The organism is Senimuribacter intestinalis (assembly GCF_943192965.1).
Classification (GTDB): Bacteria; Bacillota; Clostridia; order Peptostreptococcales; family Anaerovoracaceae; genus Senimuribacter; species Senimuribacter intestinalis.
This window is the reverse complement of record NZ_CALPCF010000011.1, coordinates 19,307-45,147: the sequence shown is the minus strand read 5'-3', so window position 1 is coordinate 45,147 and position 25,841 is coordinate 19,307. Positions and strand designations below refer to the sequence as shown.

Below are 25,841 nucleotides of genomic sequence, written 5' to 3'. Positions count from 1 at the left end.
AGTGCGATGCGAAATACAAAAAAAGCGCTGGAGGAACTATCCGAAGCGCTAGAAACCATAAATCACGGCAAGAGGCTGGAACTCGCGGATTGTATTTCAGATACGCTGCCGTCGAAGATTTCTCATCAGTTAGTCAGGCTTTCCGATCAGATCTGGGAGAGCAAGCAGCAAGTGTGCAGAGAACGAGATGGACTGAAGGAGCTGATCAGTGAAATTGCTCATCAGCTGCGCAATCCCCTTGCGAATATGGAAAGCTATCTGGAACTTCTTTCTTCGGAAAACCTTTCGGCGCAGGAGCAGACGGCTTACTTTCAGGCTGTCATGGCCGCAGAGCAGAGAATTCGGTTTTTAACGGAGAGTTTTATAAAAATGGCGAGGCTGGAAAGCCGTGTCATACAAATCCGAAAAGAATCCTGCAGCTTGCACGAAACATTGCTTTCCTGCATTTTGCAGATACGTCAGCAGGCACTGGAAAAGCACATTGATGTGCAGCTTTCCATGGAACCGCGTTTATCTGTGCCCCACGACGCGAACTGGCTGGGAGAAGCAGTGGTAAATCTTTTGGATAACAGTGTGAAATACATGCAGGATGGCGGAAGGATTCTGATCAAAGCAGAAAAGAATGCCATGTTTACGGAAATTTCCGTGGAGGATGACGGCATTGGCATAGAAGAGGGAGAAGAAAATCTGATCTTTCAGCGGTTTTACCGAGGAAAACGCGTGACGGTGGAGGAAGGATTTGGCATCGGACTTTATTTGGCGAGGGAAATCATCAGCCAGCATGACGGATTTATGAAAGTAAAAAGGCAGAAGCAGGGTCTGAAAGTATCGATTTTTCTGCCTGCGCGATGATAATAAGACAGGAGAAAACTGTGCGGCAAAATACACAGGGTGTAATTTTGCGGGGACAGTTTTTCTTTTTGTAAGGAAATTGTAAATACTATTTGGTAGGATAGAGGCAGAAAGGAAGGTGTTTAGATGGAAGTTGTCAAAACAGAGAATCTGCAAAAAATTTACGCAGTACCGCCCTGCGCGGTGCGAGCGCTGGATGGAGTAAGTATTTCCATAGAAGAAGGGGAGTTTGCGGCAATCATCGGTTCGTCCGGCAGCGGAAAGACTACGCTGCTCAATATGCTGGGCGGTCTGGATCAGCCGACAGGAGGCAGCGTCACAATCAGAAACAGAAATCTGGAACAGTTGACCCAGGAAGAACTGACCGTATTTCGCAGAAGAAATATCGGATTCGTGTTTCAGAACTATAATCTGCTGCCGATTTTGAGCGTGGAAGAAAATATTACATTGCCTTTAAAGCTGGACGGCGCAGGACTGGACGCAGCGTTCTTTGCGCAGGTAGTAGAAGTTCTCGGCATAGAAGATAAACTCTGCAATATGCCGGAAACCCTTTCAGGCGGACAGCAGCAGAGAGTGGCCATTGCAAGAGCGTTAATGACCAAACCTGCGGTCATTCTTGCGGACGAGCCTACGGGAAATCTGGATTCCAGAACCGGTCTGGAAGTCATCGGACTGCTGAAAGCAAGTGCCGCACGCTTTGGACAGACGATGGTGATTGTAACCCATAACGAGGAAATTGCGCAGATGGCAGATCGGATGATTCGGATCGAGGATGGAAAAGTAAGAGGAGGCAGTGATGCGGAATAATAATGGAGAAGTGCTGCGCCTTTTATCACGAAGACTGTATCGGGCAAATCTGAACCGAAACAGAGTGCTCACCTGCGCTGTTGCCTTTGTCGTCCTTCTGATCTTTTCTGTATTCAGCCTGTCCGCAGGAAAACTGGAGGCGGACTGCCTACTTTACGCGAGAATGATGGGAACGACTGCATCGACAACGCTGGAGCGCGCCACAGAAGAACAGATTGTGGTCATAGAAAACCTGGACTATATTAAAGCCGTAGGAAAAGAAGTCTATATCGGCGAAACGGAGGCGTTTACCTGTCTGGTTTTAGATGAAACGGCTTATGAAACCATGCAGGCGCCGGCTTACAGTGATATACACGGCGTATATCCAAAAGAAGCAGATGAAGTGATGCTGCCAATGCGGGCGCTTTCTGATTTGGGGATTGCAAAGCCTCACCTCGGCATGGAAATTGATGTAACGATGCAGACGACAGGAGGACAAAGGCTGCAGCAGACCTTTCGGCTTTCCGGATATTATACAGAATATGTGGAAGCGGCAAAAGCGCCCCCCTATGGTTTTTTTTCAGAGCGATTTTTAGAAAAGGAACATCTGGCGTCGCAGCAGCATACCACGCTTTTAATCAAGCAGCAGGACAGTTTGGACGGAGAGACGGCAGAGGACAGATTGTATCAAGACGTGGAAATGACCGATGACACACAGCAGTTTTTCGGCGGAAATGCGTTGACCTACAGCGCAATCTATGAATTTGCCGGCGGTTTTGACGTTGCGGTGATTCTGGCCATCGTCATCTTTGCAGGCGCCTGGCTGCTTCTTTACAATATCATGAGCATTTCTATGGTGGAGCATGTGCGGCAGTATGGTCTTTTAAAGACGCTGGGGACGACCAAAGGACAACTGGCACGGATTGTATACAGACAAACAGGCTGGATTGTGTGCAAAGGCTGCCTGCTGGGAATGGCAGCCGGTATGGCAATGACGGTTTTTATCGTGCCAAAACTCCTCGAAAATCTGTATTTGCATGAGTTTGGCAGCGCATCGGCTATGATTGCGTTCAAACCGTGGATTTTGGTATTTGCAGTGGGATTTGGCATCTTTGTCACTTTTGCGGCAACGTCCCTTGCCATGATGAAAGTCATAGTCATGCAGCCGATTGAGGCGGTAAGATTTGTAGGACTTTCTGCAAGTCGCAGAAAGAAACAGAAGCCAGGAAATCAGCGCTTCAGTCTGGCGCTTCTGGCATGCAGAAATTTATTTCGCTATAGAAAACGATTTGTGATTGCGGTCATTTCCCTGACTCTTTCTATGACAGTCTTTTTAAGTGCGGTCGTGCTTTCAACAGGACTTGATCAGACAGCACAGATTGAATATGATAATCAGGATTTTAGTATTATGTGCGGAGCTTCTGCCATGACGGCGGAGGACTACACCGATGATGAGATCCATTTTGATCCTGATTTTGCGCAAGAATTACTCGACCTACCTGGTGTGACAGAGGCAGAGACGGTCGACGGCGGTTTTGGCAGGGTAAAGAGCAGTGAACCCGCTTTATCCATGCGTCTTGCCTCCTGGAAACTTGAACATGAGACATTTCTGCCCTTTGTGGTGCAGACGCTCCATGATGATGTGCTGGAAGAACTTGCGAGGTATGTAGAGGAAAAGGAACTGTCGGAGATGGTCGACATGGATGCAGTGCGCGCGGGGAAAGGCTTTATCGTATTGCATTACCATAATTTATCGCAGGCGATGGAAGAAAAAAGCAGGGAGGCGGTAGGACAGCCAGCGCAGCTTTTTAGCCTGGCGAAAGATCGGAAGACCCAGATGGAATGCAGCGGTTATCTGGACTTTACCGCAAAGGGATTTCCGAACATGATGACGACTTGGAATGGACCTAGCATCCTCTATTTTCTGGTCAGTGAAGAGGGGTTTGCGCGGATGGGACTTCCGGAACGGATTTTCAGGCTGGACTTTAACGTGGAATCAGCATCGGAACCTCTTGTAAAAGCCCAGGCGGATCGTATGGTTTCTGCTTATAACCGGGCGCAAAAGAAGCTGCACCCTGCAGATTTGCAGTATGAGCAGGGGATTTTAGAGATTACCGCCAAATCGGATCTGCTTACGGCGGCAAGGGACTATATTGGTTCCAGCAGAGTGATTATGGGCGGCATTTGTCTGGTGCTTCTGTCCATGGGACTTCTGAACTATATCAATGTGACGCTGACAGGGCTTACGGCACGTCGGAAAGAGTTTGCCGTCATGGAAAGTCTGGGGATGACGCGAAAGCAGCTCCGGAAAAGTATTGTGTTAGAAGGGATCTTTTATAGTCTGATTGTGACAGGTCTGACGCTGACAGCCGGCAGCGGCGTGCTCTATGGAATGCGGCAGCTGGTGAACCAGCGTATTGCGTATTTTACCTTTTCCTATCCGTGGGCAGCGCTTTTGTGCGGCGTGATGTTTCTCTTTGCCATTTGCATTGTGATTCCGCTGGTACTGCAGAAAAAGACGGTGCGGGACAGCGTTATAGAGCGGCTGCGGATGTATACGTAATCAAGAAATCATACATTGTATCAAGGTATCTTCTATGCTATACTGATTTGTAGTGAAAAGTACAGAAAGGAAGGCACCATGGATCGACAAAGTGATAGAACACGTGCGCTGCTGCTTGTGACCGGCAGTAGGTTTACCCAAAAGAGTTTAGCAAAGCAGCTTTCCGGCTTTCTGCCGGAAGATGTTGCCATCGTCCCGTATATGGTCGAGGAGAAAAATCCGCCGCTTGACGGCACTTATTTTACCGTGTTTTCCAGTGAAGAGGTTTATGAACAGTTTCTGCACCAAGGAGGGCAATCGTTGATCAGCAGCCACATTGTCGGCACGCGGCTCTTTGATCCTTCTACCGTCGTTCGTATTATGGCGCATTACGGCGTGTTGGAAACCGAAATCTATGCCTATACGGACACATTTATTCAAAGTCTTTTGGATACGGCGGCACGTATTTCGGATGTTGCTTATGAGACCAGCAGGGTGACAAAAGCTGCAAGAATGCAGCTTGCTGGAAACGGTCATTTTGCCAAGTATCATTTTGATGATATCATCGGCGCCTCACCGGGAATCTTGCATGCAAAGAATCTTGCCAGAAAAATTTCAGCCTCAGATTTAACGGTGCTGTTGGAAGGGGAAAACGGTACGGGCAAAGAACTGTTTGCCAGCGCCATTCATAAGGCGTCGGGACGCAGCAAAGAGCCTTTTGTGGCGATTAACTTTTCGGCGCTGCCTGATACGCTGGTTGAGTCCGAATTGTTCGGTTATGAAGAAGGGGCTTTCACTGGTGCGAAAAAAGGCGGTAAGATTGGCTTGTTTCAGCAGGCAGATGGCGGTACGATTTTTCTGGATGAAATCGGAGACGCCTCGCCGGCGCTGCAGGCGAAACTGCTACGGGTCATTCAGGAACGTGAGATTATGCGGGTGGGCGGCAATAAAATCATCCCCATTGATGTGCGGATCATTGCAGCCACCAATCGCAATCTAAAGCAGATGATTGCGGAAAAGCGTTTTCGTCAGGATCTGTATTACCGTTTGAAGGAGGGGTATCTGCATCTTCCTGCTCTTGCGGATCGAAAAGAAGATATTCCGCTGTTGTTGCAAGACTGGCTAAAGACCCGCTTTGATGGAGCTAAGACCATTTCTCCGGAAGTGACAGCGCTTTTACTGGAACGTGATTGGCAGGGCAATATTCGTGAACTGCTCAATACGATGAAATATGCCTTTGCGGTATGCGATGGCGACACGATTTTGCCGAAAGATTTGCCGCCGGATGAAGAGTCGTCTCCACCGGCTGCGCAGGCAGAAGCATTTTCCGACTGTATCTGCACTAGCACACAGCGATGCATTTTGGTTGCGATTCGGGAAATCAGCGAAAATAACGGAATTCCGGGTCGGACAGGGATTTTTAAGCACTTGAAGGCGCAAGGAAAGTCCGTCAGTGAATATCGAATCAGGCAGGAACTGCAGCAGTTTCAATCAATGGACCTGGTGCAGTCTGCCACCGGACGATATGGTGTTTATTTGACAGAGAAAGGGTGGGATTTTTTAGTACGAAATCATCCAAAATAAGCCAAAACATTCCATATAACGACCAAAATTGTCCGCAACTTTCATAAAATCTACAAAAAATCCTCGAAAAATCGGGGATTTTCTTTTGGCATCAAATTTGCTTATATAATAGGAGTTAAGAAAAATTGAATTAGGAGGCAACACCAATGTCAAAAAAACAAAAAGGTGAAACGCTCAACTCCTTAAACAAAGGATTCCGCGTTCCCGACACTTACGTTATCATTTTCTTTGCCGTATGTCTGGCGGCACTGATGACTTATCTGATTCCACAGGGGATGTACCAGACCGAGGACATCACCTACATGGTAGATGGCAGTGAAAGCACGCGTACCGTTATCAAGGACGGTAGTTTCCAGTATGCACTTGATGAAAATGGAAATCCGCTGAAGGATGGAATTAGCTTATTTGAAGCTGGCGGCGGCGTAGGTCTGTTCAACTATCTGTTTGAAGGGCTGGTTAGTGGTGATAAAGGGGGCTCTGCCGTAGGCATTATTGCATTTATCCTGGTTATCGGTGGCGCATTTGGTATCGTGCTGAAAACCGGCGCTGTTGAATCCGGTATCATGAACATGATCAAGAAAACCAACGGAAAAGAAAAACTTTTGATTCCGGTACTCTTTGTCCTGTTTTCTTTGGGCGGCGCAGTATTCGGTATGGGTGAAGAAGCACTTCCGTTTGCAATGATTCTGATTCCGATGGTCATCGCAATGGGTTACGACGGCGTAACAGGTGTGCTGATTACTTATGTTGCGACCCAGATCGGCTTTGGTACATCCTGGATGAATCCATTCTCTGTTGCCATCGCACAGGGGATTGCAGGGGTACCGGTATTCTCCGGCGCAACATTCAGAATCGTTCTCTGGGTGGCATTTACCGGTGCAGGCGCTGTGATGACAATGATCTACGCGTCTAAAATTAAAAAGAATCCAACTTTATCTGTCGCTTATGAATCTGACGCATATTTTAGAGATGATTTTAAAGCCAATCAGGAAAACGGTTCGGTAGAAAAGTTCAATATCGGTCATATTCTGGTACTGCTGACGCTGGTAGCAGGCATGGTTTGGGTTGTATGGGGCGTTATGAAAAACGGCTATTACATTCCGGAAATTGCATCCCAATTCTTTATTATGGGTCTGGTTGCAGGTGTGATTGGCGTTGTATTCAAACTGAACGGTATGAAAGTAAACGATATTGCGGCAGCGTTTAAACAGGGTGCGTCTGACCTGGTAGGTGCAGCAATTATTGTAGGTATGGCACAGGGTATTATGTTGGTACTGGGCGGTTCAGATCCAACTGCGCCGACTGTACTGAATACCATTTTTCATGGGATTTCGGACGCTTTTGTCGGCCTGTCTGGTACAGTTGCCGCTGTATTGATGTATATATTCCAGTCTGTGTTCAACTTCTTTGTGGTATCCGGCTCCGGTCAGGCGGCTTTGACTATGCCGATTATGGCGCCGCTTGCGGACCTGCTGGATGTAACGCGTCAGACTTCCGTTTTGGCATTCCAGCTAGGGGATGCACTGACTAACTTGATTGTACCAACTTCTGGTTGTCTGATGGGCGCCCTTGCAATCGCAAGATTGGACTGGTCCAAATGGATTAAGTTCATGTGGAAGTTCTTAGGTATACTGTTCCTGATGGCAGTAGCAACAATGATTATTGCAAGCGTAATGGGATTCTAAAAGTAAGGTACTATGATGAAATTAATTAAAGGCGTAAACTTATATACACCAGAGTATCTGGGTGTAAAAGACGTATTCCTCGCGGGAGGAAAAATCTGCAAAATTGCAGATAATATTGAATTGCCTACCGAATTAGAGGTGGAAGTCATAGACGGCACAGGACTTTTGCTGCTGCCGGGCTTTATCGATTCTCACGTTCATGTTCTTGGCGGCGGCGGTGAAGGCGGCTTTGCCAACAGAACGCCGGAGGCGACTTTGTCAGGGCTGACCAGATACGGTATTACTACGGTAGTGGGCTGCCTGGGCACTGATGGCATCGGCAGGGATATCAAGTCGCTGGTTGCAAAGATTAAAGGGTTGCGGGAGCAGGGAATTTCAGCCTATGCTTATACCGGCAGTTATCAGGTTCCTGTTCGCACCCTGACCGGCGGCATCATCGATGATATCATGATGATTGAAGAAATCATCGGAACAGGGGAAATTGCCATTTCTGATCATCGTTCTTCTCAGCCGACAGCAGACGAGTTTAAGCGGCTGTGTGCTGACACTCGCGTGGGCGGTATTTTGTCCGGAAAAGCGGGCATTATCAACATTCACCTTGGAGACAGCCCTCGGTGTATGGACTTAATCAATCAGGTTATCGCTGAAACAGAGATTCCTGCGACGCAATTTCTGCCGACCCATGTAAACCGCAACGCGGCGCTCTTTGAAGAAGCTGTAGAATATGCAAAACTGGGCGGTGCAGTGGACTTTACCGGAAATGAAGATATCGATTACTGGGAAACTATCTGCGATGAAGTGCGCGTCAGCAAAGGGATTAAGCGTTTGCTGGACGAAGGTGTCAGCAGTGATCTCTTTACCATTTCTTCTGACGGACAAGGCAGTCTGCCTATGTTCAGCGCTGACGGCGTATTTCAGGGAATGGGTATGGGACAGTCCAGCTGCTTGCTGAAAGAAGTCAGAGAATGTGTGGAAAAGGAAGGAATTCCTCTTGAAATTGCCATCAAGGCAATCACTTCCAATCCTGCGAAGGTGCTTTGCCTGCCGCAGAAAGGCCGCATCGAAGAAGGCATGGATGCTGATCTGTGTCTGATGACAAAGGATTTGGAAATCGACACGGTTATCGCTATGGGACAGGTTATGGTAAAGAAAGGCGAACCTATTGTAAAGGGCGCTTTTGAAGGACAATAAAATATTTACTTTAAAAAGGACTTCATCTAATATGGTGGAGTCCTTTTATATTGCAATCGGAAAATCACGACAAAGGCATGAGGATTATTCTTCTGTGTCACATTGACAAATTCAAGTCAAGTTGCGATATTTTGTCAATGAACAGTCTGAATTCTTGTCTAAGATGGCTTAAATATTGCCAATGTTGACAGAAAAACGAGAATCTGTCAATCCTGTCAATGTTTCATCGTAAAACCTTGACAGGATTGACACTTTTTTTGATTTTTGTCAATATTGGCAATAACGCAGCTAGTTTTCATAGAAATTCGGATAAAAATCCTATAAAACATTGACAAAAATAAAGAAATCATAGATATTTGTCAACTCTCCTTTTCTTTCATGGATTAGTCGTGATAGGAAAACAAAGTTTGATTGACGAATAGTATATTATATGTTAAAGTATAAATAAAATAGATATAGAATATAAAGGAGCAGAGGATTTGTTAGTTTTAATATGTGACGATGATAGAGATTGTGCAATCCAGTTAGAGAAACTGTGCTGTAGCTTTTTTGAGAAACGGGATACTGCGGCTGAAGTTGTCTCTATAACAGAAGCTGAGAAAATCAGGTCATGGAATCCTGATATTCTGCTCCTTGACATTGAAATGCCCGGACTTGATGGTATTACTGTAAAAGAAAGTCTTTGCAGGCAGGAGGAAAAGTCAAAATGAAACAGATGAAATTTATATTACCTGCGGTTTCGATAGGATGCATATTCGTAGCATGCTTTATAACTCTGAATCCGATAATTATTTTGTCAGCAGCAGTTGGGCCAATTGCCTTCTTTCTAGGTTACAGCTACGATAAGCAGGAGAAAGTATTGGAGCAGCTACTGAAGGAACTTGAAAAAAGTGAAAGACCGCCCTCGGACGATAGCCTGTAGCAAGAGCTTATAGCTCTGCAGCAAGCCCTCACTTGATGGCGAATTAGGTAAAATACAATGTTGCTAAAATGGCTTGAATTCCTCGCACTAGAAAATCTGGAGGGGAAAGGCATTGTGTAAACTTTTGATGCGGTGTTTGTATTGAAGTATGCATTGCTGATTTTTTTTCGCACATTTTATAATATATGTCGCAATAAAAAGAAACAGATTTTCTGGTAGAGCATATTTTTCAAAATTTATCTTTTGGCTTTACTTTATAGTTATGATATGTTTTACAGTTTTGCCAATTGATTTTCCTGGTATCAACGATACCGTCGTAAACTTGAATTTCAGTTTAAAGCCAATTCTGTCTGCATTTTTCAGTAGAGCCGGATTGATTAATTTCGCCCCGGTACCTATTTTGGGATTAGCAGCCCAAATGAAGGTGTTTGATAAGTGGAGAAGTGCAGACATTTTTTCAATAATTGTGTCGGTTCTTATAGAACTGGTGCAATACTTTGAGACGGTCAATGGATATTCTGATTTGGTTGTAGTAGATATTGTGTATATTATAACCAATACGATTGGCGGTTTGACAGGGGGCGATATTCAAATTTTATCAAAAAATCATATTTAATGAATCATTGATAGGATCGAAAGGATAGCTTATGAACATGACTCAAATCACTTTAATTCAACAAATACTTACGCTGGTCGTTTTTTTATGCGGCGTAGGCGCGGTAGTATCTCTGATTGTGTATTTAATCAGAAAACACCGCAATAAAAGATAATCGTCAAAAGTGAAATTTCATACTGCAAGAAATAAAGCCGCCATTTGGCGACTTTATTTCGTTGTCTTTCATTATTTCAGCCCAATCTTTGCAAGCTGTACAAACTGCTTTGCGGTTCTTGGGCTTCTGCCGTTTGAACGAATGGCGAAAGCTTCGGCTCTCTTAAAGAGTTCGGCTTCTTCCATCTCTAGTTCGTATTCATTAGCAAGACTTGCGACGATTTCCAGATACAGGTCTTTTTCCGGCTTGGAGAAAGTAATGGTCAGTCCAAAGCGAGCGGAAAGGCTCATGGTTTCCTGCAGGGTATCGTTTAAATGAAGTCCGGAGCCTTGTCTTGCCTCGATGGATTCCTTCACCAGATGTCTGCGGTTGCTGGTCGCATAAATAGCGATATTGGCAGAGCTGCCTGTCACGCCGCCTTCCAGGATGCCTTTGAGACAGGAAAAGGCATCGTCGCCCTCCACAAAGCTAAGGTCGTCGATATAGAAAATGAACTTCAGCGGGCTAGCTACTAGCTGCTCCATAAGGGCAGGGATTTCAGACAGCTGGGTTTTGTCAAATTCGATGAGACGAACGCCCATAGCAGCACATGCGTTGGCGCAGGCTTTAATCGTGGAGGATTTTCCAGTGCCGGCGTCTCCGTAAAGGAGTACGTTGCTGGCACCGCAGCCCTTAGCCAGGGCTTTGGTATTTTCCAGCACTTGATTCCGCTCTCTGCTGTAGCCGTAAAGCTGGTCGATAGTCTGAGAATCAGCGTGTTTTACAGGAACCAGCCTGCCGTCTTTGACTTTAAAGGAGCGATAGTTTGCGAAAATGCCGTAGCCCTTTGTGGAAAGACTTGTCAGCATTGCAGCATATTCCGATTCTAAATCTATCGGCTCTGTGACCCAAAGAGGCAGAAATCCGTCGTAGTCAATGACTTTCGCAACCTTTGAGGCTGGCAGGTCAGCCAACTTTTGCAAAGTCTTTAAATCAGCCTGCATACTTTCTGTCATAGCAGGGCATATATCTAGGCCAGAAAGCTTTGCCTGTAGATAAACATTTTCGTCGTTTCTTACGTAACGGCGCACAAAATCAGACAGGATGCCGCCTTCTTCGTAAAGGGCCTTTGAAAAGGCTCCGCAGGCAGAAATCTGCGTGTCCACAGAGCCTTCGCTGATGGCATATATTAGTTCTTGGAGTGCCGAAACCACTGGGGTATCGAGAATACTCCGAAAAACAGAGAGGGCATTTAGCTGTCTGTTTAAAAGCTGTAAATAATCTTTCATATTATTCAACTGCTACCGTCCAGTTCATGAAGTCTTCCAGCTTGCCGGTCTGGATGCCGTAGATGGTGTCGTACATTTCCTGAGCAACAGGGCCGATTTCGTTGTTGTTGATGACCATTTTTTCGCCCTTGTAAAGGAGTTCTCCAACTGGGGATACGATAGCTGCTGTACCGGAAGCGAACATTTCTTTCAGCTGACCTGCTCTGTAGGCTTCTTCCAACTCGTCGATGGAAATCTTTCGTTCAGAAACCTTGATACCTTTCTTCTTGCAGAGGGCGATGATGGAGTTTCTAGTGATGCCCGGCAGGATGGAGCCGTTGAGCTCGCTGGTTACCACTTCGTCGCCGATGACAAAGAAGGCGTTGGCAGCGCCAATTTCCTCGATGTATTTCTTTTCAATACCGTCCAGCCAGAGTATCTGTTCATAGCCTTTTTCGTGGGCGATTTCCTGTGCTTTCAGGCTGGCACCGTAGTTTCCACCGCACTTAGCTTCGCCAGTGCCGCCTTTGACCGCTCTGACGTAAACGTCTTCTACGTACATCTTGGTCGGTGCAAGTCCGTTTTCAAAGTAAGGACCTACAGGGCTCAGGATAATCATGAACTTGTAAGTTTCGGAACGTCTGACGCCCAGGAATGGTTCGTCTGCAAAGATGAACGGTCTGATGTAAAGGGCAGTGCCTTCACCCTGCGGAATCCAGTCCTGATCGACTTTGACCAAAGCCTTGATGGCTTCCACGAAGAGATCTTCGTCAATCTGCGGAATGCAGAGTCTGTCGTTGGTGCTGTTGGTTCTCTTTGCGTTCATATAAGGACGGAACAGCTGCACTCTGCCTTCCGGTGTTTTATAGGCTTTTAGTCCTTCAAACATTTCCTGTCCGTAGTGGAGCACGACAGCTGCCGGGTCCAGTTCAATCGGACCGTAAGGCACGATGCGGCCGTTGTTCCAGCCATCAGTAGGATTGTAATCCATGATAAACATGTGGTCTGTAAAAACTGTACCAAATCTGAGCCCTTTGGATTCAGGTTTTTTACCCGGATTCGGATTCTTGGTTACTGGAAAATCGTATTTCATTTTTCTATCCCTCTCTTTGTTTAGAATTCTTCAAAAATCTACCTCATATTTTACTCCTGAAGTTGTACGCTGTCAACAAGTTAGAGGCATGTTTGTTGTATTTCATAACAAATATTTTGCCGGCTTTCGAGGAGGAACTTTGGACTCAAAAATTCCTTGACTCTCCTCTTAGGGCATGGGGTATAGTATAGGTAGGTCGCCTTGTTGGTGGCTGTCTCGAGACATTTTTTTCTAGGAGGGATAGACGTGCTTACCATTGGACAGATGTCAAAAGCCTGCGGCGTCACGGTAAAAACACTGCACTATTACGACAAAATCGGTCTGCTTTCGGCGCAGGAAGTAGATAGGGACACAGGGTATCGTTATTACAGCGAGGAACAAATCGGCAGAATGCTTTTGATCGACCGTCTGAAACGGTACGGCTTTTCTCTTGCGAAAATTCAGGAGTTACTGCAGATTTCCTGCGAAAAGGAACTGCACAGACAGCTAAAGGGTCAGAGGCTGCGTCTGGTTCGTGAAGTAGAACGGCTTTCTGTCACCATTCACGAAATGGACAGCCATCTGGCGGAGTTTGAAAGGACTGGTGATTTGATGAGTTATCAAAATCAATATGAAGTAATATTAAAAGAGTCAGAGAGGATGGCGCTGATTTCAGTGCGGGAGACAATGCCGGTTTCGGCCTTCGGCGATCATTACGCCCGCCTTTTTCAACGGGTCATTGCAGAGGGCATTACCGCATCGGGATTGACCATGGCGATTTATCATGATGAAACCTTTGATCCGGCGTGCAATGATACGGAACTTGGGGTAATTGTGGCAGAGGAGGAGAAGGCGGACAAAGTGCTGCCAGTTATGCTCTGCGCTGCAACCGTGCATAAAGGTCCCTACGCGGCGCTGCCCGACGCCTACGGCAGAGTTTACAGCTGGCTGAAGGCTTCCGGCTATTCTCTTGACGGCGCGCCTTTTGAAATTTATCGAAAGACAGCTTTTGATAAGCTGCCGCCGGAGGAATGGGAAACAGAGATTTACTTTCCGGTAAAGAAATAAACCACATCGCTGCAGCCTGGCTTGCCATCCAGGCATCGACTCCGGGCATTGGAATCTTAAAATACATATTTTTGCGGAAAAGCCTCAAAATATGCACAGAGCCATGCATATTTTTTAAAAAAATCTTCAAAATATGCACATTCAAAGCTGCTGAAGGACAATTTTACTGTTCTTTCAGCGGCTTTTTTCGTTCTACAGGAGTAAATGTGCATATAAAAGGCATTTTTCCTAAAAATATGCACACGATTATGCATATTTTTGACATAATCTTTCCAAATATGCACAGCAGAGCGCAAGGGGGAACGCGCGAAGGGCAGGCAGAAAGTCCCTGCTTGCGATATTAATCCTTGACAAAAGAAGTTATATGTAGTAAATTATCAATATTAGAAGTAATTACCAATTATGTAAAAATAATTAAAAATCAAGAGGAGGAATGGCAAGTGGAAAGAGAAGGAAGTGAACAAATAAACATGAAGACAACTGAGCTCGGAAAAATCGGAGAAGATTTTGCTGCAAATCTGCTGGAATTACAGGGATACAGAATTTTGGAGCGGAACTTCCGCTGTAGAATGGGGGAAATTGACCTCATTGCGGAGAAGGACGGGGAGATTTCCTTTGTGGAGGTCAAGACAAGAAGGTCGGCGCGTTTTGGAATGCCTGCAGAAGCTGTGGGCGCGGAGAAACAGCGCAGGATGCGAAGGACTGCAGAGTTTTACTTAAAGAGCCATCCGAAACAGCAGCAGACCGCAGATTTTCAGGTGATAGAGGTTTTCTGCAATCAAATTGACTATGCTTTTTAGCACGGAAAATGAAAGGGGAATAAAATGTTATCAAAAATCAATTCAGCAGTAATAAACGGAGTGGCGGCAGTGCCGGTTGTCATAGAAACGGATATCAGCAGAGGGCTGCCCAATTTGTATATTGTAGGGCAGCCGGATGTATCGGTGAAAGAGGCGAGAGAGCGGATTCGTTCCGCCATTGTCAATTCCGATATGGAAAACCCTAATGGGCGCATTACCATCAATTTGTCTCCGGCGGGAATCAGAAAACGGGGCAGCCATTTTGATTTGGCAATGGCAATGGGTATTTTGGCGGCGTCGGGGCAAGTTTTTACGCGTAATTTAGAAAACTTTTGTTTCGTAGGAGAGCTTTCGCTGGATGGTAGTCTGCAGAAAATCAGCGGTATTCTGCCTATGGCGATGGCAGCCAAGAAAGCGGGCTTCGAAAATATCATAGTGCCGAAGGTCAATGAAGAAGAAGCTATGCTGGTACAGGGAATTCAAATTTATGGTGCAGAAAATCTGGAAGATGTAGTAAATTTTTTTAATCTAAAGAAAGATTTAACAGGCAGGTGGGGTCATTTGCCGGAATGCATCGCAGAAAGCCCCTATGAAGTAGATTTCTTTGAAGTAAAAGGGCAGGAAGCTGCAAAGAGAGCGCTGACGGTGGCGGTATCCGGCGGCCACGGCATTTTGATGACGGGAAGTCCCTCTACGGGAAAAACCATGCTGGCAGAGCGGATTCCTACCATTATGCCGAAGATGACACCGGACGAAATACTAGAGACTACGATGATTTATTCTATTGCAGGGCTTCTTCATGAGGGGATGCCCTGCGTTTTGCAAAGACCTTTTAGGAGACCTTCTCATGGAACGACCGTGGCGGGAATGCTGGGAGGCGGACATGATGTGCCGAAACCGGGAGAAATTACTCTGGCAAATAACGGAGTATTGTTTTTAGATGAGGCGGGAGAGTTTAACAGGCATGTCATAGATGCGCTGCGTACGCCGCTGGAGAAGAAATGTATAGCGTTGACGAGAAGAGGTATTACGTATACTTATCCGGCAGAGTTTATGCTGGTTGCGGCATCAAACCCTTGCAAATGTGGATATGCCGATGATCCTGTCCACCCCTGTACCTGTACGCCGGCAGAGATAAATCAATATCGGAGCAAACTTTCCGGTCCAATACTGGAACGAATTGATATGCACCTGCTGCTGCAGCCAGTACCTTACAACCAGCTGAACCGTGAGACAGAAGAAAGTGTTCTTAGCTCCGAAATGATGAGGAGTCAGATTGAAAAAGCAAGAAAAATGCAGAGGGAGAGATACAGCGGCACTGGAATTTATCTGAATCAGCAGATGACAAATAAAATGGTAGAAAAATATTGTCCTCTGGGAAGTGCGGAACAGGCAATGATTGCACAGGCATACAGCAGTCTGACGCTGAATCCTCGAACTTTAATGCGGGTAAAGCGGGTGGCAAGAACCATTGCTGATTTGGAACAAAGTGAGGATATTCATGTTAGTCATTTAGCAGAAGCGCTGCAATATAGGGAGAGAAAATGGTAAAGGGAAAAATAACGAATACGGACAGTTTCTTTCCGAAAGAACTGAAAAATCATGAACCGGCAATGAAGACTTTGTACTATGCAGGAAATCTGCAATTACTGGAAGAAAGAGCCATTGCGGTAGTGGGCAGCAGAAACTGCACTCAGTACGGAAGGACAGTAGCAAAGTCCATCGGTGCTAAATGTGCAGAAAACGGAGTTATTTTAGTTAGTGGGCTGGCGAGAGGCATTGATACTGCTGCTCACAAAGGGGCTTTGGAGGCAGGTGGAAACACGATTGCTGTAGTTGGCGGGGGCACGGAGTACTATTATCCTTCCGAAAACAGAAAGCTGCAGCAGGAAATTGCAGAAAAGGGTCTGCTGCTGTCTATCCATGAGCATGGCTATCAGCCAAAGCCCTATGATTTTCCTGTGCGTAACCGCATAATCAGCAGCCTTTGTGAGCATGTAGTGGTTGTGGAAGCGGGAAATCAAAGCGGTGCACTGATTACAGCGGTAGATGCTGTGGAGAAAGGGCGCGGTGTGTATGCGGTACCGGGCAATATTACCAGCCATTTCAGTTTTGGCACCAATCAACTGATTCGTGATGGCGCAATGCCATTGATTTTTATTGATGATCTTTTTATTGATATGGGGCTTAAGCCCAATATAAACGAAACAATTGAGGCGAATCTTGGTGATGCGGAGAAAAAAGTCTTTGAAGTAATAAAAAATGATGGAGAAGTCACAATTGACCAAATTTATCACAAAACCAACATGAAACTTTCTGAAATTAGTGGTATAATCACTATTCTAGAGATGAAGGGTCTAATTTTTTCCTCTCTTGGAAAAGTTTTTGTTGCAAAATTCTGATATCCCTACTACAATGTAACATTGTAGTGTTAAAATCAAAATAGCAGGAGGAGAAATGGCAGCTACAAAGAAAAAGACAACGACAAAGACGGCTGCAAGGAAGACACTGGTAATTGTAGAGTCACCATCTAAGGCGAAGACCATAGGAAAATATCTTGGTTCCAATTACAAAGTGATTGCGTCGGTAGGTCATGTGAGAGATTTGCCAAAGAGCAAACTGGGGATAGACATCGAGAACGATTTCGAGCCGCAGTATATTGCTATCAGAGGCAAAGGGGATATTATCAAAGAGATGCGAAAAGAAGCCAAAAAGGCTTCCAAAATTTATCTGGCAACTGACCCGGACCGCGAAGGAGAAGCAATTTCCTGGCATCTTGCCAATTTACTGGGAATGGATTCTGATGCGGTTTGTAGAGTTGTATTCAATGAGATAACGAAAACTACCATTAAAGAAGCAATCAAACATCCGAGAAAGATTGATCTCAGTCTTGTGGATGCGCAGCAAGCGAGAAGAGTACTGGATCGTCTGGTAGGTTATCAGATTAGTCCGCTTCTGTGGAGAAAAATCAGGAAAGGATTGTCAGCAGGTCGCGTGCAGTCAGCAGCACTGAAAATTCTCTGCGATAGAGAAAAGGAAATCCAGAAGTTTGAGCCGAAAGAGTACTGGACTATTACAGCTGAATTTAAAAAAGGCAAGCTCTTTACTGCCAAGCTGTCTGAATATCAAAAGAAGAAAATCACCATCGAAAATAAAGCGGAAAATGACCGTATCATCGCTGAACTGAAAAGAGGTAATTATACCGTAACTGCACTGACGCAGAAAGAGCGGACTAAAAAGCCTTATGCGCCCTTTACTACCAGCAGCATGCAGCAGGAAGCGTCTACCAAGTTGAACTTTAATACAAGAAAGACTATGATGGTTGCACAGCAGCTTTATGAAGGTGTAGATGTAAAAGGTGTTGGCAGCGTAGGTTTGATTACGTATCTGCGTACAGATTCGGTGCGAATTTCTGAAGAGGCAAGAGGTGCTGCGGCTTCCTTTATCACAGAGCATTATGGAAGTGAATACTTGGGGCGCAATGTATATACCAATAAGAAAAAGGATATTCAGGACGCCCATGAGGCAATCAGACCAAGTAACATCAGTCTGGTTCCGGAAGATATCAAAGACTCCTTAACAAATGATCAGTTCAAGCTGTATCGTTTGATTTGGTGTCGTTTTATGGCTAGTCAGATGACCGCTGCCAGATTCGATAATCTGCAGGTGGAAATTCAAAATGGTGATTATACCTTTAAGACTACCGGTTCCAAGCTGCTCTTTGACGGTTATCAGCGAATATATAAGAACAGTTTAGACGATGATAAGGACAGAATCCTTCCTGAACTGGAAAAGGGAGAAACTTTGACGAATACCGGCGTTTTGGGCGAACAGAACTTTACCCAGCCGCCGTCAAGATATACAGAAGCAAGCCTTGTTAAAGAACTGGAAGAGAAGAATATCGGACGCCCAAGTACCTATGCGCCTATCGTGGCGACTTTATCTGAACGAAAATATGTATCGAGAGAGAAGAAGTCACTGATTCCGACGGAACTAGGATTTTTGGTAACCGGTTTGATGGAAGAATATTTCAAAGAAATCGTCGACGTCAACTTTACGGCGGGAATGGAAGACCATCTGGACGATGTGGAAATGTCAAAGACAGAGTGGAAGAAAGTCATTCGCGATTTCTACGGACCTTTTGAAAAAGAGTTGAAAGTCGCTGACGAAGCCATCGAAAAGGTTGTCATAGAAGATCAGCCTACGGGAGAGAATTGTGAACTCTGCGGCAAACCTATGGTGCTGAAGATGGGAAGATTTGGAGAATTTGCCGCGTGCAGTGGGTATCCAGAATGTAAAAATACCAAGCCGATTGTAAAAACAATTGGTGTAAAATGTCCAAATTGTGGTAAGGATATTGTGGCAAGAAAAAGCAAGCGCGGCAAGCTGTTCTACGGCTGTAGCGGTTACCCGGAATGCAGCCAGTCTTACTGGGACAAACCGGTGGATAAATCTTGTCCAAAATGCGGCGCACTTTTGGTAGAGAAAAAATCAAAAACAGGAAAATTTGCATGTTCTAACAGTGAGTGTGATTATAAAGAATAGAAGGAAAAGTGGAGGTAGAGAAATGGTACAGTTCCATGCAACAACGATTTGCGCAGTGAGAAGAGGACCAGACGATGTCGCAATTGGCGGTGACGGACAGGTAACTATGGGTGAAACTGCCATCATGAAAAATGGAGCAAAAAAAGTAAAGAAAATTTTTAAGAATACAGTTTTGACCGGATTTGCAGGCTCAGTTTCCGATGCCTTTGCGCTGACAGAAAAATTTGAGAAAAAACTGGAAGAACACGGCGGTAACCTGAAACGTGCTGCAGTGGATTTAGCCCAGATGTGGCGAAGTGATAACGGTATGCGCAGCTTAGAAGCTTTGATGATTGTAGCAGACAAAGATGATTTGCTGGTAGTTTCAGGCAATGGAGAAGTTATCGTACCGGATCAGGATTTCATTGCAATAGGGTCCGGCGGCAATTTTGCTTATTCCGCGGCTAATGCGCTGTTTAACCATACGGAAATGAGCGCAGAGGAAATTGTAAGAGAATCGCTGAAAATTGCCTCTTCTATTTGCGTGTACACCAATGATAATATTTCTGTGGAAAAGCTGTAAGGGGGGATTTTAACATGGCAGGGAAAATTCAAAGCATGACACCGAAAGAGATTGTCGGTGAATTGGACAAATATATTATCGGTCAAGATGAGGCGAAAAAGTCTGTAGCTATCGCCCTCAGAAATAGATACAGAAGAAGTTTGCTTTCTGACGAGCTGCGCGAAGAAATTACGCCGAAGAATATCTTGATGATGGGACCTACTGGTTGCGGTAAGACTGAAATTGCAAGACGTCTTGCCAAATTGATGGAAGCCCCTTTCGTAAAGGTCGAAGCGACTAAATTTACAGAGGTTGGATATGTAGGAAGAGATGTGGATTCCATGGTTCGTGATTTGGTGGAAGCATCTATTCGCATCACCAAGCAGTCCAGATTGAAAGAAAAATACGAGGTAGCAGAGGGAATTGCAGAAGAAAAAATTATCGAAGCGATGATCCCTGGCAGTAAGAAAAAAAGCGGACAACCAAAGGCAAGAAGCCCGTTTGACTTTATCATGAATAGCGGTGGCTATGCAAGTCAGAAGCAGCTTTATGAAGAAAGCAAGGCGAAGGAAGCAGAAGTGAAATCCGAGCCTACCGATGTGGAAATGGCAAGGGAACAAGTGAGACAGCAGCTTCGAGATGGACTGTTAGAAGAACAGTTTATCGAGATTGAAGTGCTGGATACCCCAAAAGGCAACCAGCTTGACATGAGTAATGAAGGCATGAGCATTGCTATCGGCAATATTTTCGGTGACATGATGCCTCAGAAGACAAAGACCAAGAGAGTCAGAGTCAAAGAGGCAAGAAAGATTTTAAGAGAACAGGAGGCACAGAATCTTTTGGATATGGATCAAGTGACCGATGAAGCCTTGGAAAATGCAGAGCAGAACGGCATTATCTTTATCGATGAAATTGATAAGATTGCATCTGGCTCCAGCTATCGCAGCGGTGCTGACGTGTCCAGAGAAGGGGTGCAGCGTGATATTCTGCCTATTGTAGAGGGCAGCGTGGTAAATACTAAGTATGGCCCTGTAAAAACCGACCATATTCTGTTCATCGGCGCTGGTGCATTCCATACTGCAAAACCCACTGATTTAATTCCAGAGTTGCAGGGGCGTTTTCCAATTAGGGTAGAACTGCAGAACTTAACAAAGGAATCCTTTATCCAGATTCTTACAGTTCCAGAGAATGCAATTCTGAAACAGCATAAGGCTTTATTAGAAACTGAAGGAATAAATGTGGAATTTTCTGAAAAAGCTATTGACGAAATCGCCGGAATGGCGTATCTTATGAATGAGCAGACTGAAAATATCGGAGCAAGAAGACTGCATACGATTCTGGAAAAACTGTTGGAGGACATATCTTTTAACATTCCGGATATGGATAAAGAAAAGATTGTCATTGACAGGGAGTATGTGCAGAATAAGTTTATGGATACCATTCACAAGGATGATGTTGACCGGTATATTCTATAATTCCGGTATTTTAGAGCTAATATTAGTTGAGTAATTGTTTAGAAGAAATTGAGGTAAATTATGAGTGAAAATTTGTTAAAAAGAGTAAGAAAGTTGAATAACGTACTTGCGGACAGTACAGCGGGCTATATATCTTTTGATGAGCTTTGCGGCGTCATGAGCGAATTGCTGGGGTCCAACATCTATATTTTAAACAGAAAAGGAAAACTTTTGGCTGCCAAATACGAAGATGGCGAGGAGGCTCCTTTGACATACGATGAAGAAATTGAGAAAGTCGTTCTGCCGCAGGTATATAATGACAGATTTTTAAAGGTGGAAGAAACCCGAACTAATTTGACCTATGACAGCATTAAGGAGTATTATGGTGATGAGTACACTATGGCAAGCAAATATCACACCATCGTGCCAATTGTGTTCAGCGGTCAGCGTATTGCAACACTGCTTCTTGCAAGACCGGAAAAGGCATATGATGATGAAGATATCGCCATCTGTGAATATGGTGCAACAGTTGTAGGCCTTGAGGTTTCCCGTGCTATCGCCCAGGAAGAGGAAGAAGACGTTAGAATGCGCGAAGCCGTAGAAATGGCACTGTCAACTCTTTCTTATTCTGAAATGGATGCAGTAGGAAAAATCTTTGCAGAATTGAAAGGTTCAGAAGGTCTGCTTGTTGCCAGCAAGATTGCAGATAAATCCGGAATCACCCGTTCTGTTATTGTAAATGCGCTGAGAAAGCTGGAAAGTGCCGGTGTTATCGAGTCCAGATCTCTGGGTATGAAAGGTACGAGAATAAAAATCACCAATGAGTTCCTTCGCGATGGTATTAAAGATTTCGAAGTTTAAACTTATAATTGTATAGTTTAGAGTAACCAAAACCTCCAAGCGGTCATATTATGACAGAAGCGGGAGGTTTTTTATGGGAAGACGGTCATCCGCAGCAGGCTGGTTTTGGAAAAAAACGGCCATAGGGCTGCTGATTTTTGCACTAGGGTGTTTAATACTGGCAGAAGGGTTAAAACGGCAGATTGGTCCAAATATTGACGCAATCAGCCATTTGAAAGCTAGGGGCATGGTGACGGAGCTGATTAACGAAACAATCAGGGAAAATTTTTCTGACGAAGATTATGCGGATAAGCTTTTCCTCATCAAAACCGGCGATGATGGAAAAATGCAGATGGTGCAGGCTAACACCAGTTTGATTAATAAGATGGTGTCTTCTTTTGCAGAAAGCCTGCAAAAGAAGTACGAGGCTATGGACCGGAAAATTGTGGAGATTTCTTACGGAACACTGCTGGGCAGCAAGGTTTTGTCACAGACCGGCTTTGGAGTTGAGGTGAAACTTTTACCTCTTGCGGTGACGAAATACGATTTTGAAACGGAGTTTGAAAGTCAGGGAATCAATCAGACTAAATACAAGATTTATATTGTGCTGGAAAGCAGCGTGCAGATTTTGCAGCCCTTTTCAAAGGAAAGCGTAAAAGTAATTAATAAAGTGTTGATTTCTGAGGCTGTTATCGTGGGCGATGTGCCTGACAGTTATGTAAATGTGCCAAAAGAAGATATTTTAGACGCAACATGATGACTTTTCAGTGCATTTTGTGTTATACTAAGAACATGCTTAGATTTAATGAAAATAATGAAATTATTACAGAAGAAACATATCGCGCAATTTTAGTGGGATTGCAGCGAAAGGAAGATATTTCTTATTCCATGGAGGAACTTGCCGGACTTTCAGAAGCGGCAGGCGCAGAAGTTCTCGGCAAAGTCATTCAGGTACTGGAAAGACCCAATACTGCAACCATGATAGGAAAGGGCAAGGTAGAAGAGGTTGCAAAGCTGGCTGCTAACATGGAGGCAGACGTGGTGATTTTTAATGATGAACTGACTGGAATGCAGCTGCGAAATTTGGAAGACGCTATCGGCGTACGTGTCATCGACCGGACGATTTTGATTTTGGATATTTTCGCAGCTCGCGCAGATTCTAAGGAAGGTAAACTGCAGGTTGAACTTGCTCAGCTGAAATACAGAATGCCGAGGTTGACCGGTTTTGGAAAATCCTTATCAAGGCAGGGCGGCGGAATTGGTACCAGAGGTCCCGGTGAGAAAAAGCTGGAGACAGACAGAAGACATATTGAGCGGCGCATGGAGGATATCAAAGATGAGCTTTCAGAACTTCGCAAAACACGCACGGTACAGCGGGCGAGGCGAGAGAAAAACGGTGTGCCGGTGGTTGCGCTCGTAGGATACACTAACTCTGGAAAATCTGCACTGATGAACAGACTGCTTTCTATTACTGACAAAGAAGAAAAGAGCGTCACTGAAAAAAATATGCTTTTTGCGACTTTGGATGCCCAAAGCCGCAGTGTCAAAGTAGACAGCAGTCATCAGTTCATTCTGGTAGATACAGTTGGGTTTGTCAGCAAGCTGCCCCATAGTCTGATAGAAGCGTTTAAGGCGACTTTGGAGGAAGTTCTTTATGCGGATCTTTTGCTCCACGTGGTGGATAGCGCCTACGAAGAGCACAGTTTTCATATTGATGTGACGGACAAGGTTCTTGCTGAAATCGGTGCTGCCGCAAAGGACAAGATTATGGTCTACAACAAGACTGATTTGGTGCCAGAGCTTACGAATATAGCAAATTCTGACTCACAGGTCTTCGTATCTGCGAAAACAGGCAGCAATATTGAACTTCTCATCGAGTTGATTAAAAAGAGAATCTTTTCCGATGTTAAAGTCAGTTTGCTGATTCCGTACACGAGGGGAGATATTTCCTCCTATCTCTGCGAAAAGGCGCAGGTGAAATCCATGGAGTATGTGGAAAAAGGAACCTTGTTTGAGGTAGAAATCAATCAGGAAGATTATCAGAGGTTAAGTGAATATGAAGTTATATAGTACGGTTCTTGGAATGGGCCAGGCAGAGCAGGTGATTGAAAAATCCAGATTTATCACTTATGTAAAGCCTGTCGATACAAAGGAAGAAGCGGATGCTTTTGTTGGAGAAATCAGGAAGAAACATAAGGACGCAACCCACAATGTGCCTGCAATGGTTCTCGGCGACCATTTTCAGGTGCAGTGGGCAAGTGATGACGGAGAACCTCAGGGAACCAGCGGAGCGCCTATGGTGCAAATGCTGGTGCAGGAGGGAATTACCAACGTAGTGGTGGTCGTTACCAGATATTTCGGCGGTATTAAGCTGGGCACCGGTGGACTGGTGCGTGCTTACACCAGCAGCGCAAAGCAGGGGCTTGCTGCGGCAGGAATCTGCGATGTGCAGGAAATGCAGGTGACGGAATACAGGGTGGATTATGCTGTATTTAATAAAATACAAAATTCCCCCTTTACATATCCGGTAAAATTTGCTAATATAGTCTATGCTGACGCGGTTACCTTTGAACTGGTTACTAATCCGGAGGACACTGCGGCGGTTTCTGAAGTTATCACAGGTCTTTCCGGTGGGAGGGCTGAGAAGCTTTCTGAGAGCGTTCGATATGAGAAAGTAAGAAGAGAAAATTAATTTTAAAACTTACGAAAATCATGTTGACAGGTAAAAAGAAATGTGATAATATAATTTTCGGCTTATGAATCTGGTGATTCCACTAAGCTTAGAAAAAATTAAAAAAGTGCTTGACAAGTAACACAAGATATAGTATACTATGTAAACGTGCCAAGCAAACAAGCAACGGACACTGCGGGCGTTTAGCTCAGCTGGGAGAGCATCTGCCTTACAAGCAGAGGGTCATAGGTTCGAGCCCTATAACGCCCACCATTTTCCTACAGTGACCGAGATAGCGCAATGGCGGTGAGATGGAATACCGGCTGCGCAGTGAGTTCGCAGATTCGCGAACGAGGTGCAAAAGCACAAGCAATGCGGCCTGGTAGTTCAGTTGGTTAGAATGCCAGCCTGTCACGCTGGAGGTCGACGGTTCGAGCCCGTTCCAGGTCGCCAATTTTTTAACATAATAATGCGCTGGTGTGGCTCAACGGTAGAGCAGCTGATTTGTAATCAGCAGGTTGGGGGTTCGATTCCCTCCACCAGCTCCAATACAGATTAGGTTGGAGACTGACTCCAATTCATCAAATAACATGACTAAGTTTGGAAACTTTTGTCGAGGGATTCCCGAGTGGCCAAAGGGGGCGGACTGTAAATCCGTTAGCTGAGCTTTCGATGGTTCGAATCCATCTCCCTCGACCAATTTTTTTTCAAGCATGCGGAAGTGGCTCAGGGGTAGAGCATCGCCTTGCCAAGGCGAGGGTCGCGAGTTCGAATCTCGTCTTCCGCTCCATCATGCGGATGTAGTTCAATGGTAGAACCTCAGCCTTCCAAGCTGATGGCGTGAGTTCGATTCTCATCATCCGCTCCATTTTTTCAAATTTAGTGTGGGCTCATAGCTCAGCTGGATAGAGCAACGGCCTTCTAAGCCGTGTGTCCGGGGTTCGAATCCCTGTGGGCTCACCATTTATTTGATGATTTTGGGGTATCGCCAAGTGGTAAGGCAACGGACTTTGACTCCGTCATTCGTAGGTTCGAGTCCTGCTACCCCAGCCAAGAATATGACCCATTAGCTCAGTCGGCAGAGCACTTGACTTTTAATCAAGGTGTCCGGAGTTCGAATCTCCGATGGGTCACCATCTAAATTAAATACAGATGTTGGTTGAATCCACAGCGAGGAGAGGTGTCCGAGTGGTTTAAGGAGCTGGTCTTGAAAACCAGTGATTCCGAAAGGGACCGTGGGTTCGAATCCCACCCTCTCCGCCATCATCTTA

General features: G+C 45.2%; 22 protein-coding genes and 10 tRNA genes. 30 read left to right on the top strand and 2 right to left on the bottom strand.

Features of this window, described 5'->3' with window-relative positions:
* Window positions 1-6: 6 nt before the first annotated feature.
* The 9 genes from NFR88_RS10370 (at window position 7) to NFR88_RS10330 (ending at window position 10,178) form a co-directional block, all read left to right on the top strand.
* Window positions 7-852: a sensor histidine kinase gene (locus NFR88_RS10370; protein WP_251615758.1), complete on the top strand. Its 846-nt coding sequence runs from the start codon at window positions 7-9 to the stop codon at window positions 850-852.
* 126 nt (window positions 853-978) lie between these two features.
* On the top strand, window positions 979-1,659 hold the full coding sequence (locus NFR88_RS10365) for an ABC transporter ATP-binding protein (protein ID WP_251615756.1): 681 nt from the start codon (window positions 979-981) through the stop codon (window positions 1,657-1,659).
* A complete protein-coding gene (locus tag NFR88_RS10360; protein ID WP_251615754.1) occupies window positions 1,649-4,201 on the top strand; it encodes an ABC transporter permease in 2,553 nt (850 codons plus the stop codon). The genes NFR88_RS10365 and NFR88_RS10360 overlap by 11 nt, the downstream gene beginning before the upstream one ends.
* Before the next feature lie 78 nt (window positions 4,202-4,279).
* Window positions 4,280-5,764, top strand: a complete 1,485-nt coding sequence (locus NFR88_RS10355; RefSeq protein WP_251615752.1) for a sigma-54 interaction domain-containing protein — start codon at window positions 4,280-4,282, stop codon at window positions 5,762-5,764.
* A gap of 146 nt (window positions 5,765-5,910) precedes the next feature.
* Complete coding sequence (gene yfcC / locus NFR88_RS10350) at window positions 5,911-7,449, top strand: putative basic amino acid antiporter YfcC (protein WP_251615750.1); 1,539 nt, start codon at window positions 5,911-5,913, stop codon at window positions 7,447-7,449.
* A gap of 12 nt (window positions 7,450-7,461) precedes the next feature.
* Window positions 7,462-8,640, top strand: a complete 1,179-nt coding sequence (gene iadA / locus NFR88_RS10345) for a beta-aspartyl-peptidase (protein ID WP_330588261.1) — start codon at window positions 7,462-7,464, stop codon at window positions 8,638-8,640.
* A 479-nt stretch (window positions 8,641-9,119) separates the two neighbouring features.
* Window positions 9,120-9,350 (top strand): response regulator, encoded by a 231-nt coding sequence (locus NFR88_RS10340; protein ID WP_251615748.1) that lies wholly within the window; start codon window positions 9,120-9,122, stop codon window positions 9,348-9,350.
* Window positions 9,347-9,562 (top strand): hypothetical protein, encoded by a 216-nt coding sequence (locus NFR88_RS10335; protein WP_160201098.1) that lies wholly within the window; start codon window positions 9,347-9,349, stop codon window positions 9,560-9,562. Before NFR88_RS10340 ends, NFR88_RS10335 begins: the two co-directional genes overlap by 4 nt.
* A gap of 262 nt (window positions 9,563-9,824) precedes the next feature.
* Complete coding sequence (locus tag NFR88_RS10330) at window positions 9,825-10,178, top strand: hypothetical protein (protein WP_160201097.1); 354 nt, start codon at window positions 9,825-9,827, stop codon at window positions 10,176-10,178.
* Window positions 10,179-10,403: 225 nt separating this feature from the next.
* On the opposite strand, the gene NFR88_RS10325 is transcribed toward NFR88_RS10330, so the two are convergent.
* The gene (locus NFR88_RS10325) at window positions 10,404-11,600 is read right to left on the bottom strand and encodes an ATP-binding protein (protein WP_251615745.1); all 1,197 of its coding nucleotides are present in this window, start codon (window positions 11,598-11,600) and stop codon (window positions 10,404-10,406) included.
* 1 nt (window position 11,601) lies between these two features.
* Complete coding sequence (locus NFR88_RS10320; RefSeq protein ID WP_251615743.1) at window positions 11,602-12,672, bottom strand: branched-chain amino acid aminotransferase; 1,071 nt, start codon at window positions 12,670-12,672, stop codon at window positions 11,602-11,604.
* 246 nt (window positions 12,673-12,918) lie between these two features.
* On the opposite strand from NFR88_RS10320, the gene NFR88_RS10315 reads away from it, so the two are divergent.
* The 21 genes from NFR88_RS10315 (at window position 12,919) to NFR88_RS10215 (ending at window position 25,833) form a co-directional block, all read left to right on the top strand.
* Window positions 12,919-13,719, top strand: a complete 801-nt coding sequence (locus tag NFR88_RS10315; RefSeq protein WP_160201094.1) for a MerR family transcriptional regulator — start codon at window positions 12,919-12,921, stop codon at window positions 13,717-13,719.
* 440 nt (window positions 13,720-14,159) lie between these two features.
* Window positions 14,160-14,519, top strand: coding sequence for a YraN family protein (locus NFR88_RS10310; protein WP_251615740.1), 360 nt, complete (start codon window positions 14,160-14,162; stop codon window positions 14,517-14,519).
* A gap of 24 nt (window positions 14,520-14,543) precedes the next feature.
* Window positions 14,544-16,070, top strand: a complete 1,527-nt coding sequence (locus tag NFR88_RS10305; protein WP_251615737.1) for a YifB family Mg chelatase-like AAA ATPase — start codon at window positions 14,544-14,546, stop codon at window positions 16,068-16,070.
* Window positions 16,064-16,921, top strand: coding sequence for a DNA-processing protein DprA (dprA, locus tag NFR88_RS10300; protein ID WP_160201092.1), 858 nt, complete (start codon window positions 16,064-16,066; stop codon window positions 16,919-16,921). Before NFR88_RS10305 ends, dprA begins: the two co-directional genes overlap by 7 nt.
* 55 nt (window positions 16,922-16,976) lie before the next feature.
* Window positions 16,977-19,064 (top strand): type I DNA topoisomerase, encoded by a 2,088-nt coding sequence (topA, locus tag NFR88_RS10295; protein ID WP_160201091.1) that lies wholly within the window; start codon window positions 16,977-16,979, stop codon window positions 19,062-19,064.
* 22 nt (window positions 19,065-19,086) lie between these two features.
* Window positions 19,087-19,626 (top strand): ATP-dependent protease subunit HslV, encoded by a 540-nt coding sequence (gene hslV / locus NFR88_RS10290; RefSeq protein ID WP_160201090.1) that lies wholly within the window; start codon window positions 19,087-19,089, stop codon window positions 19,624-19,626.
* A 14-nt stretch (window positions 19,627-19,640) separates the two neighbouring features.
* Window positions 19,641-21,080: an ATP-dependent protease ATPase subunit HslU gene (gene hslU / locus NFR88_RS10285; protein ID WP_251615734.1), complete on the top strand. Its 1,440-nt coding sequence runs from the start codon at window positions 19,641-19,643 to the stop codon at window positions 21,078-21,080.
* Between the two features lie 60 nt (window positions 21,081-21,140).
* A complete protein-coding gene (gene codY / locus NFR88_RS10280) occupies window positions 21,141-21,920 on the top strand; it encodes a GTP-sensing pleiotropic transcriptional regulator CodY (RefSeq protein ID WP_161907850.1) in 780 nt (259 codons plus the stop codon).
* A 73-nt stretch (window positions 21,921-21,993) separates the two neighbouring features.
* Window positions 21,994-22,656 (top strand): sporulation protein YunB, encoded by a 663-nt coding sequence (gene yunB / locus NFR88_RS10275; RefSeq protein WP_251615732.1) that lies wholly within the window; start codon window positions 21,994-21,996, stop codon window positions 22,654-22,656.
* 35 nt (window positions 22,657-22,691) lie between these two features.
* Complete coding sequence (hflX, locus tag NFR88_RS10270; RefSeq protein WP_251615729.1) at window positions 22,692-23,969, top strand: GTPase HflX; 1,278 nt, start codon at window positions 22,692-22,694, stop codon at window positions 23,967-23,969.
* Window positions 23,956-24,591 carry a YigZ family protein gene (locus NFR88_RS10265; protein ID WP_251615726.1) on the top strand — a complete coding sequence of 212 codons (636 nt, stop codon included), beginning with the start codon at window positions 23,956-23,958 and terminating at the stop codon, window positions 24,589-24,591. Before hflX ends, NFR88_RS10265 begins: the two co-directional genes overlap by 14 nt.
* Before the next feature lie 176 nt (window positions 24,592-24,767).
* Window positions 24,768-24,843, top strand: a tRNA-Val gene (locus NFR88_RS10260).
* 103 nt (window positions 24,844-24,946) lie between these two features.
* Window positions 24,947-25,023: transfer RNA gene (locus NFR88_RS10255), tRNA-Asp, on the top strand.
* Window positions 25,024-25,043: 20 nt separating this feature from the next.
* Window positions 25,044-25,118 (top strand) — tRNA-Thr (locus tag NFR88_RS10250).
* A 66-nt stretch (window positions 25,119-25,184) separates the two neighbouring features.
* A tRNA-Tyr gene (locus NFR88_RS10245) sits at window positions 25,185-25,269 on the top strand.
* A gap of 16 nt (window positions 25,270-25,285) precedes the next feature.
* A tRNA-Gly gene (locus tag NFR88_RS10240) sits at window positions 25,286-25,360 on the top strand.
* A gap of 4 nt (window positions 25,361-25,364) precedes the next feature.
* Window positions 25,365-25,438 (top strand) — tRNA-Gly (locus NFR88_RS10235).
* A gap of 18 nt (window positions 25,439-25,456) precedes the next feature.
* Window positions 25,457-25,533 (top strand) — tRNA-Arg (locus NFR88_RS10230).
* 15 nt (window positions 25,534-25,548) lie between these two features.
* Window positions 25,549-25,623 (top strand) — tRNA-Gln (locus NFR88_RS10225).
* A gap of 7 nt (window positions 25,624-25,630) precedes the next feature.
* Window positions 25,631-25,706: transfer RNA gene (locus NFR88_RS10220), tRNA-Lys, on the top strand.
* 38 nt (window positions 25,707-25,744) lie between these two features.
* Window positions 25,745-25,833, top strand: a tRNA-Ser gene (locus NFR88_RS10215).
* Window positions 25,834-25,841 lie beyond the last annotated feature (8 nt).

What these genes read in the sequence shown, in the direction of transcription:
- NFR88_RS10370 (WP_251615758.1), top strand. Translation starts at nt 7, where the DNA reads ATGCGAAATACAAAAAAAGCGCTGGAGGAACTATCCGAAGCGCTAGAA.
- NFR88_RS10365 (WP_251615756.1), top strand. Translation starts at nt 979, where the DNA reads ATGGAAGTTGTCAAAACAGAGAATCTGCAAAAAATTTACGCAGTACCG.
- NFR88_RS10360 (WP_251615754.1), top strand. Translation starts at nt 1,649, where the DNA reads ATGCGGAATAATAATGGAGAAGTGCTGCGCCTTTTATCACGAAGACTG.
- NFR88_RS10355 (WP_251615752.1), top strand. Translation starts at nt 4,280, where the DNA reads ATGGATCGACAAAGTGATAGAACACGTGCGCTGCTGCTTGTGACCGGC.
- yfcC (WP_251615750.1), top strand. Translation starts at nt 5,911, where the DNA reads ATGTCAAAAAAACAAAAAGGTGAAACGCTCAACTCCTTAAACAAAGGA.
- iadA (WP_330588261.1), top strand. Translation starts at nt 7,462, where the DNA reads ATGATGAAATTAATTAAAGGCGTAAACTTATATACACCAGAGTATCTG.
- NFR88_RS10335 (WP_160201098.1), top strand. Translation starts at nt 9,347, where the DNA reads ATGAAACAGATGAAATTTATATTACCTGCGGTTTCGATAGGATGCATA.
- NFR88_RS10330 (WP_160201097.1), top strand. Translation starts at nt 9,825, where the DNA reads ATGATATGTTTTACAGTTTTGCCAATTGATTTTCCTGGTATCAACGAT.
- NFR88_RS10325 (WP_251615745.1), bottom strand. Translation starts at nt 11,600, where the DNA reads ATGAAAGATTATTTACAGCTTTTAAACAGACAGCTAAATGCCCTCTCT.
- NFR88_RS10320 (WP_251615743.1), bottom strand. Translation starts at nt 12,672, where the DNA reads ATGAAATACGATTTTCCAGTAACCAAGAATCCGAATCCGGGTAAAAAA.
- NFR88_RS10305 (WP_251615737.1), top strand. Translation starts at nt 14,544, where the DNA reads ATGTTATCAAAAATCAATTCAGCAGTAATAAACGGAGTGGCGGCAGTG.
- dprA (WP_160201092.1), top strand. Translation starts at nt 16,064, where the DNA reads ATGGTAAAGGGAAAAATAACGAATACGGACAGTTTCTTTCCGAAAGAA.
- topA (WP_160201091.1), top strand. Translation starts at nt 16,977, where the DNA reads ATGGCAGCTACAAAGAAAAAGACAACGACAAAGACGGCTGCAAGGAAG.
- hslV (WP_160201090.1), top strand. Translation starts at nt 19,087, where the DNA reads ATGGTACAGTTCCATGCAACAACGATTTGCGCAGTGAGAAGAGGACCA.
- hslU (WP_251615734.1), top strand. Translation starts at nt 19,641, where the DNA reads ATGGCAGGGAAAATTCAAAGCATGACACCGAAAGAGATTGTCGGTGAA.
- codY (WP_161907850.1), top strand. Translation starts at nt 21,141, where the DNA reads ATGAGTGAAAATTTGTTAAAAAGAGTAAGAAAGTTGAATAACGTACTT.
- yunB (WP_251615732.1), top strand. Translation starts at nt 21,994, where the DNA reads ATGGGAAGACGGTCATCCGCAGCAGGCTGGTTTTGGAAAAAAACGGCC.
- hflX (WP_251615729.1), top strand. Translation starts at nt 22,692, where the DNA reads ATGCTTAGATTTAATGAAAATAATGAAATTATTACAGAAGAAACATAT.
- NFR88_RS10265 (WP_251615726.1), top strand. Translation starts at nt 23,956, where the DNA reads ATGAAGTTATATAGTACGGTTCTTGGAATGGGCCAGGCAGAGCAGGTG.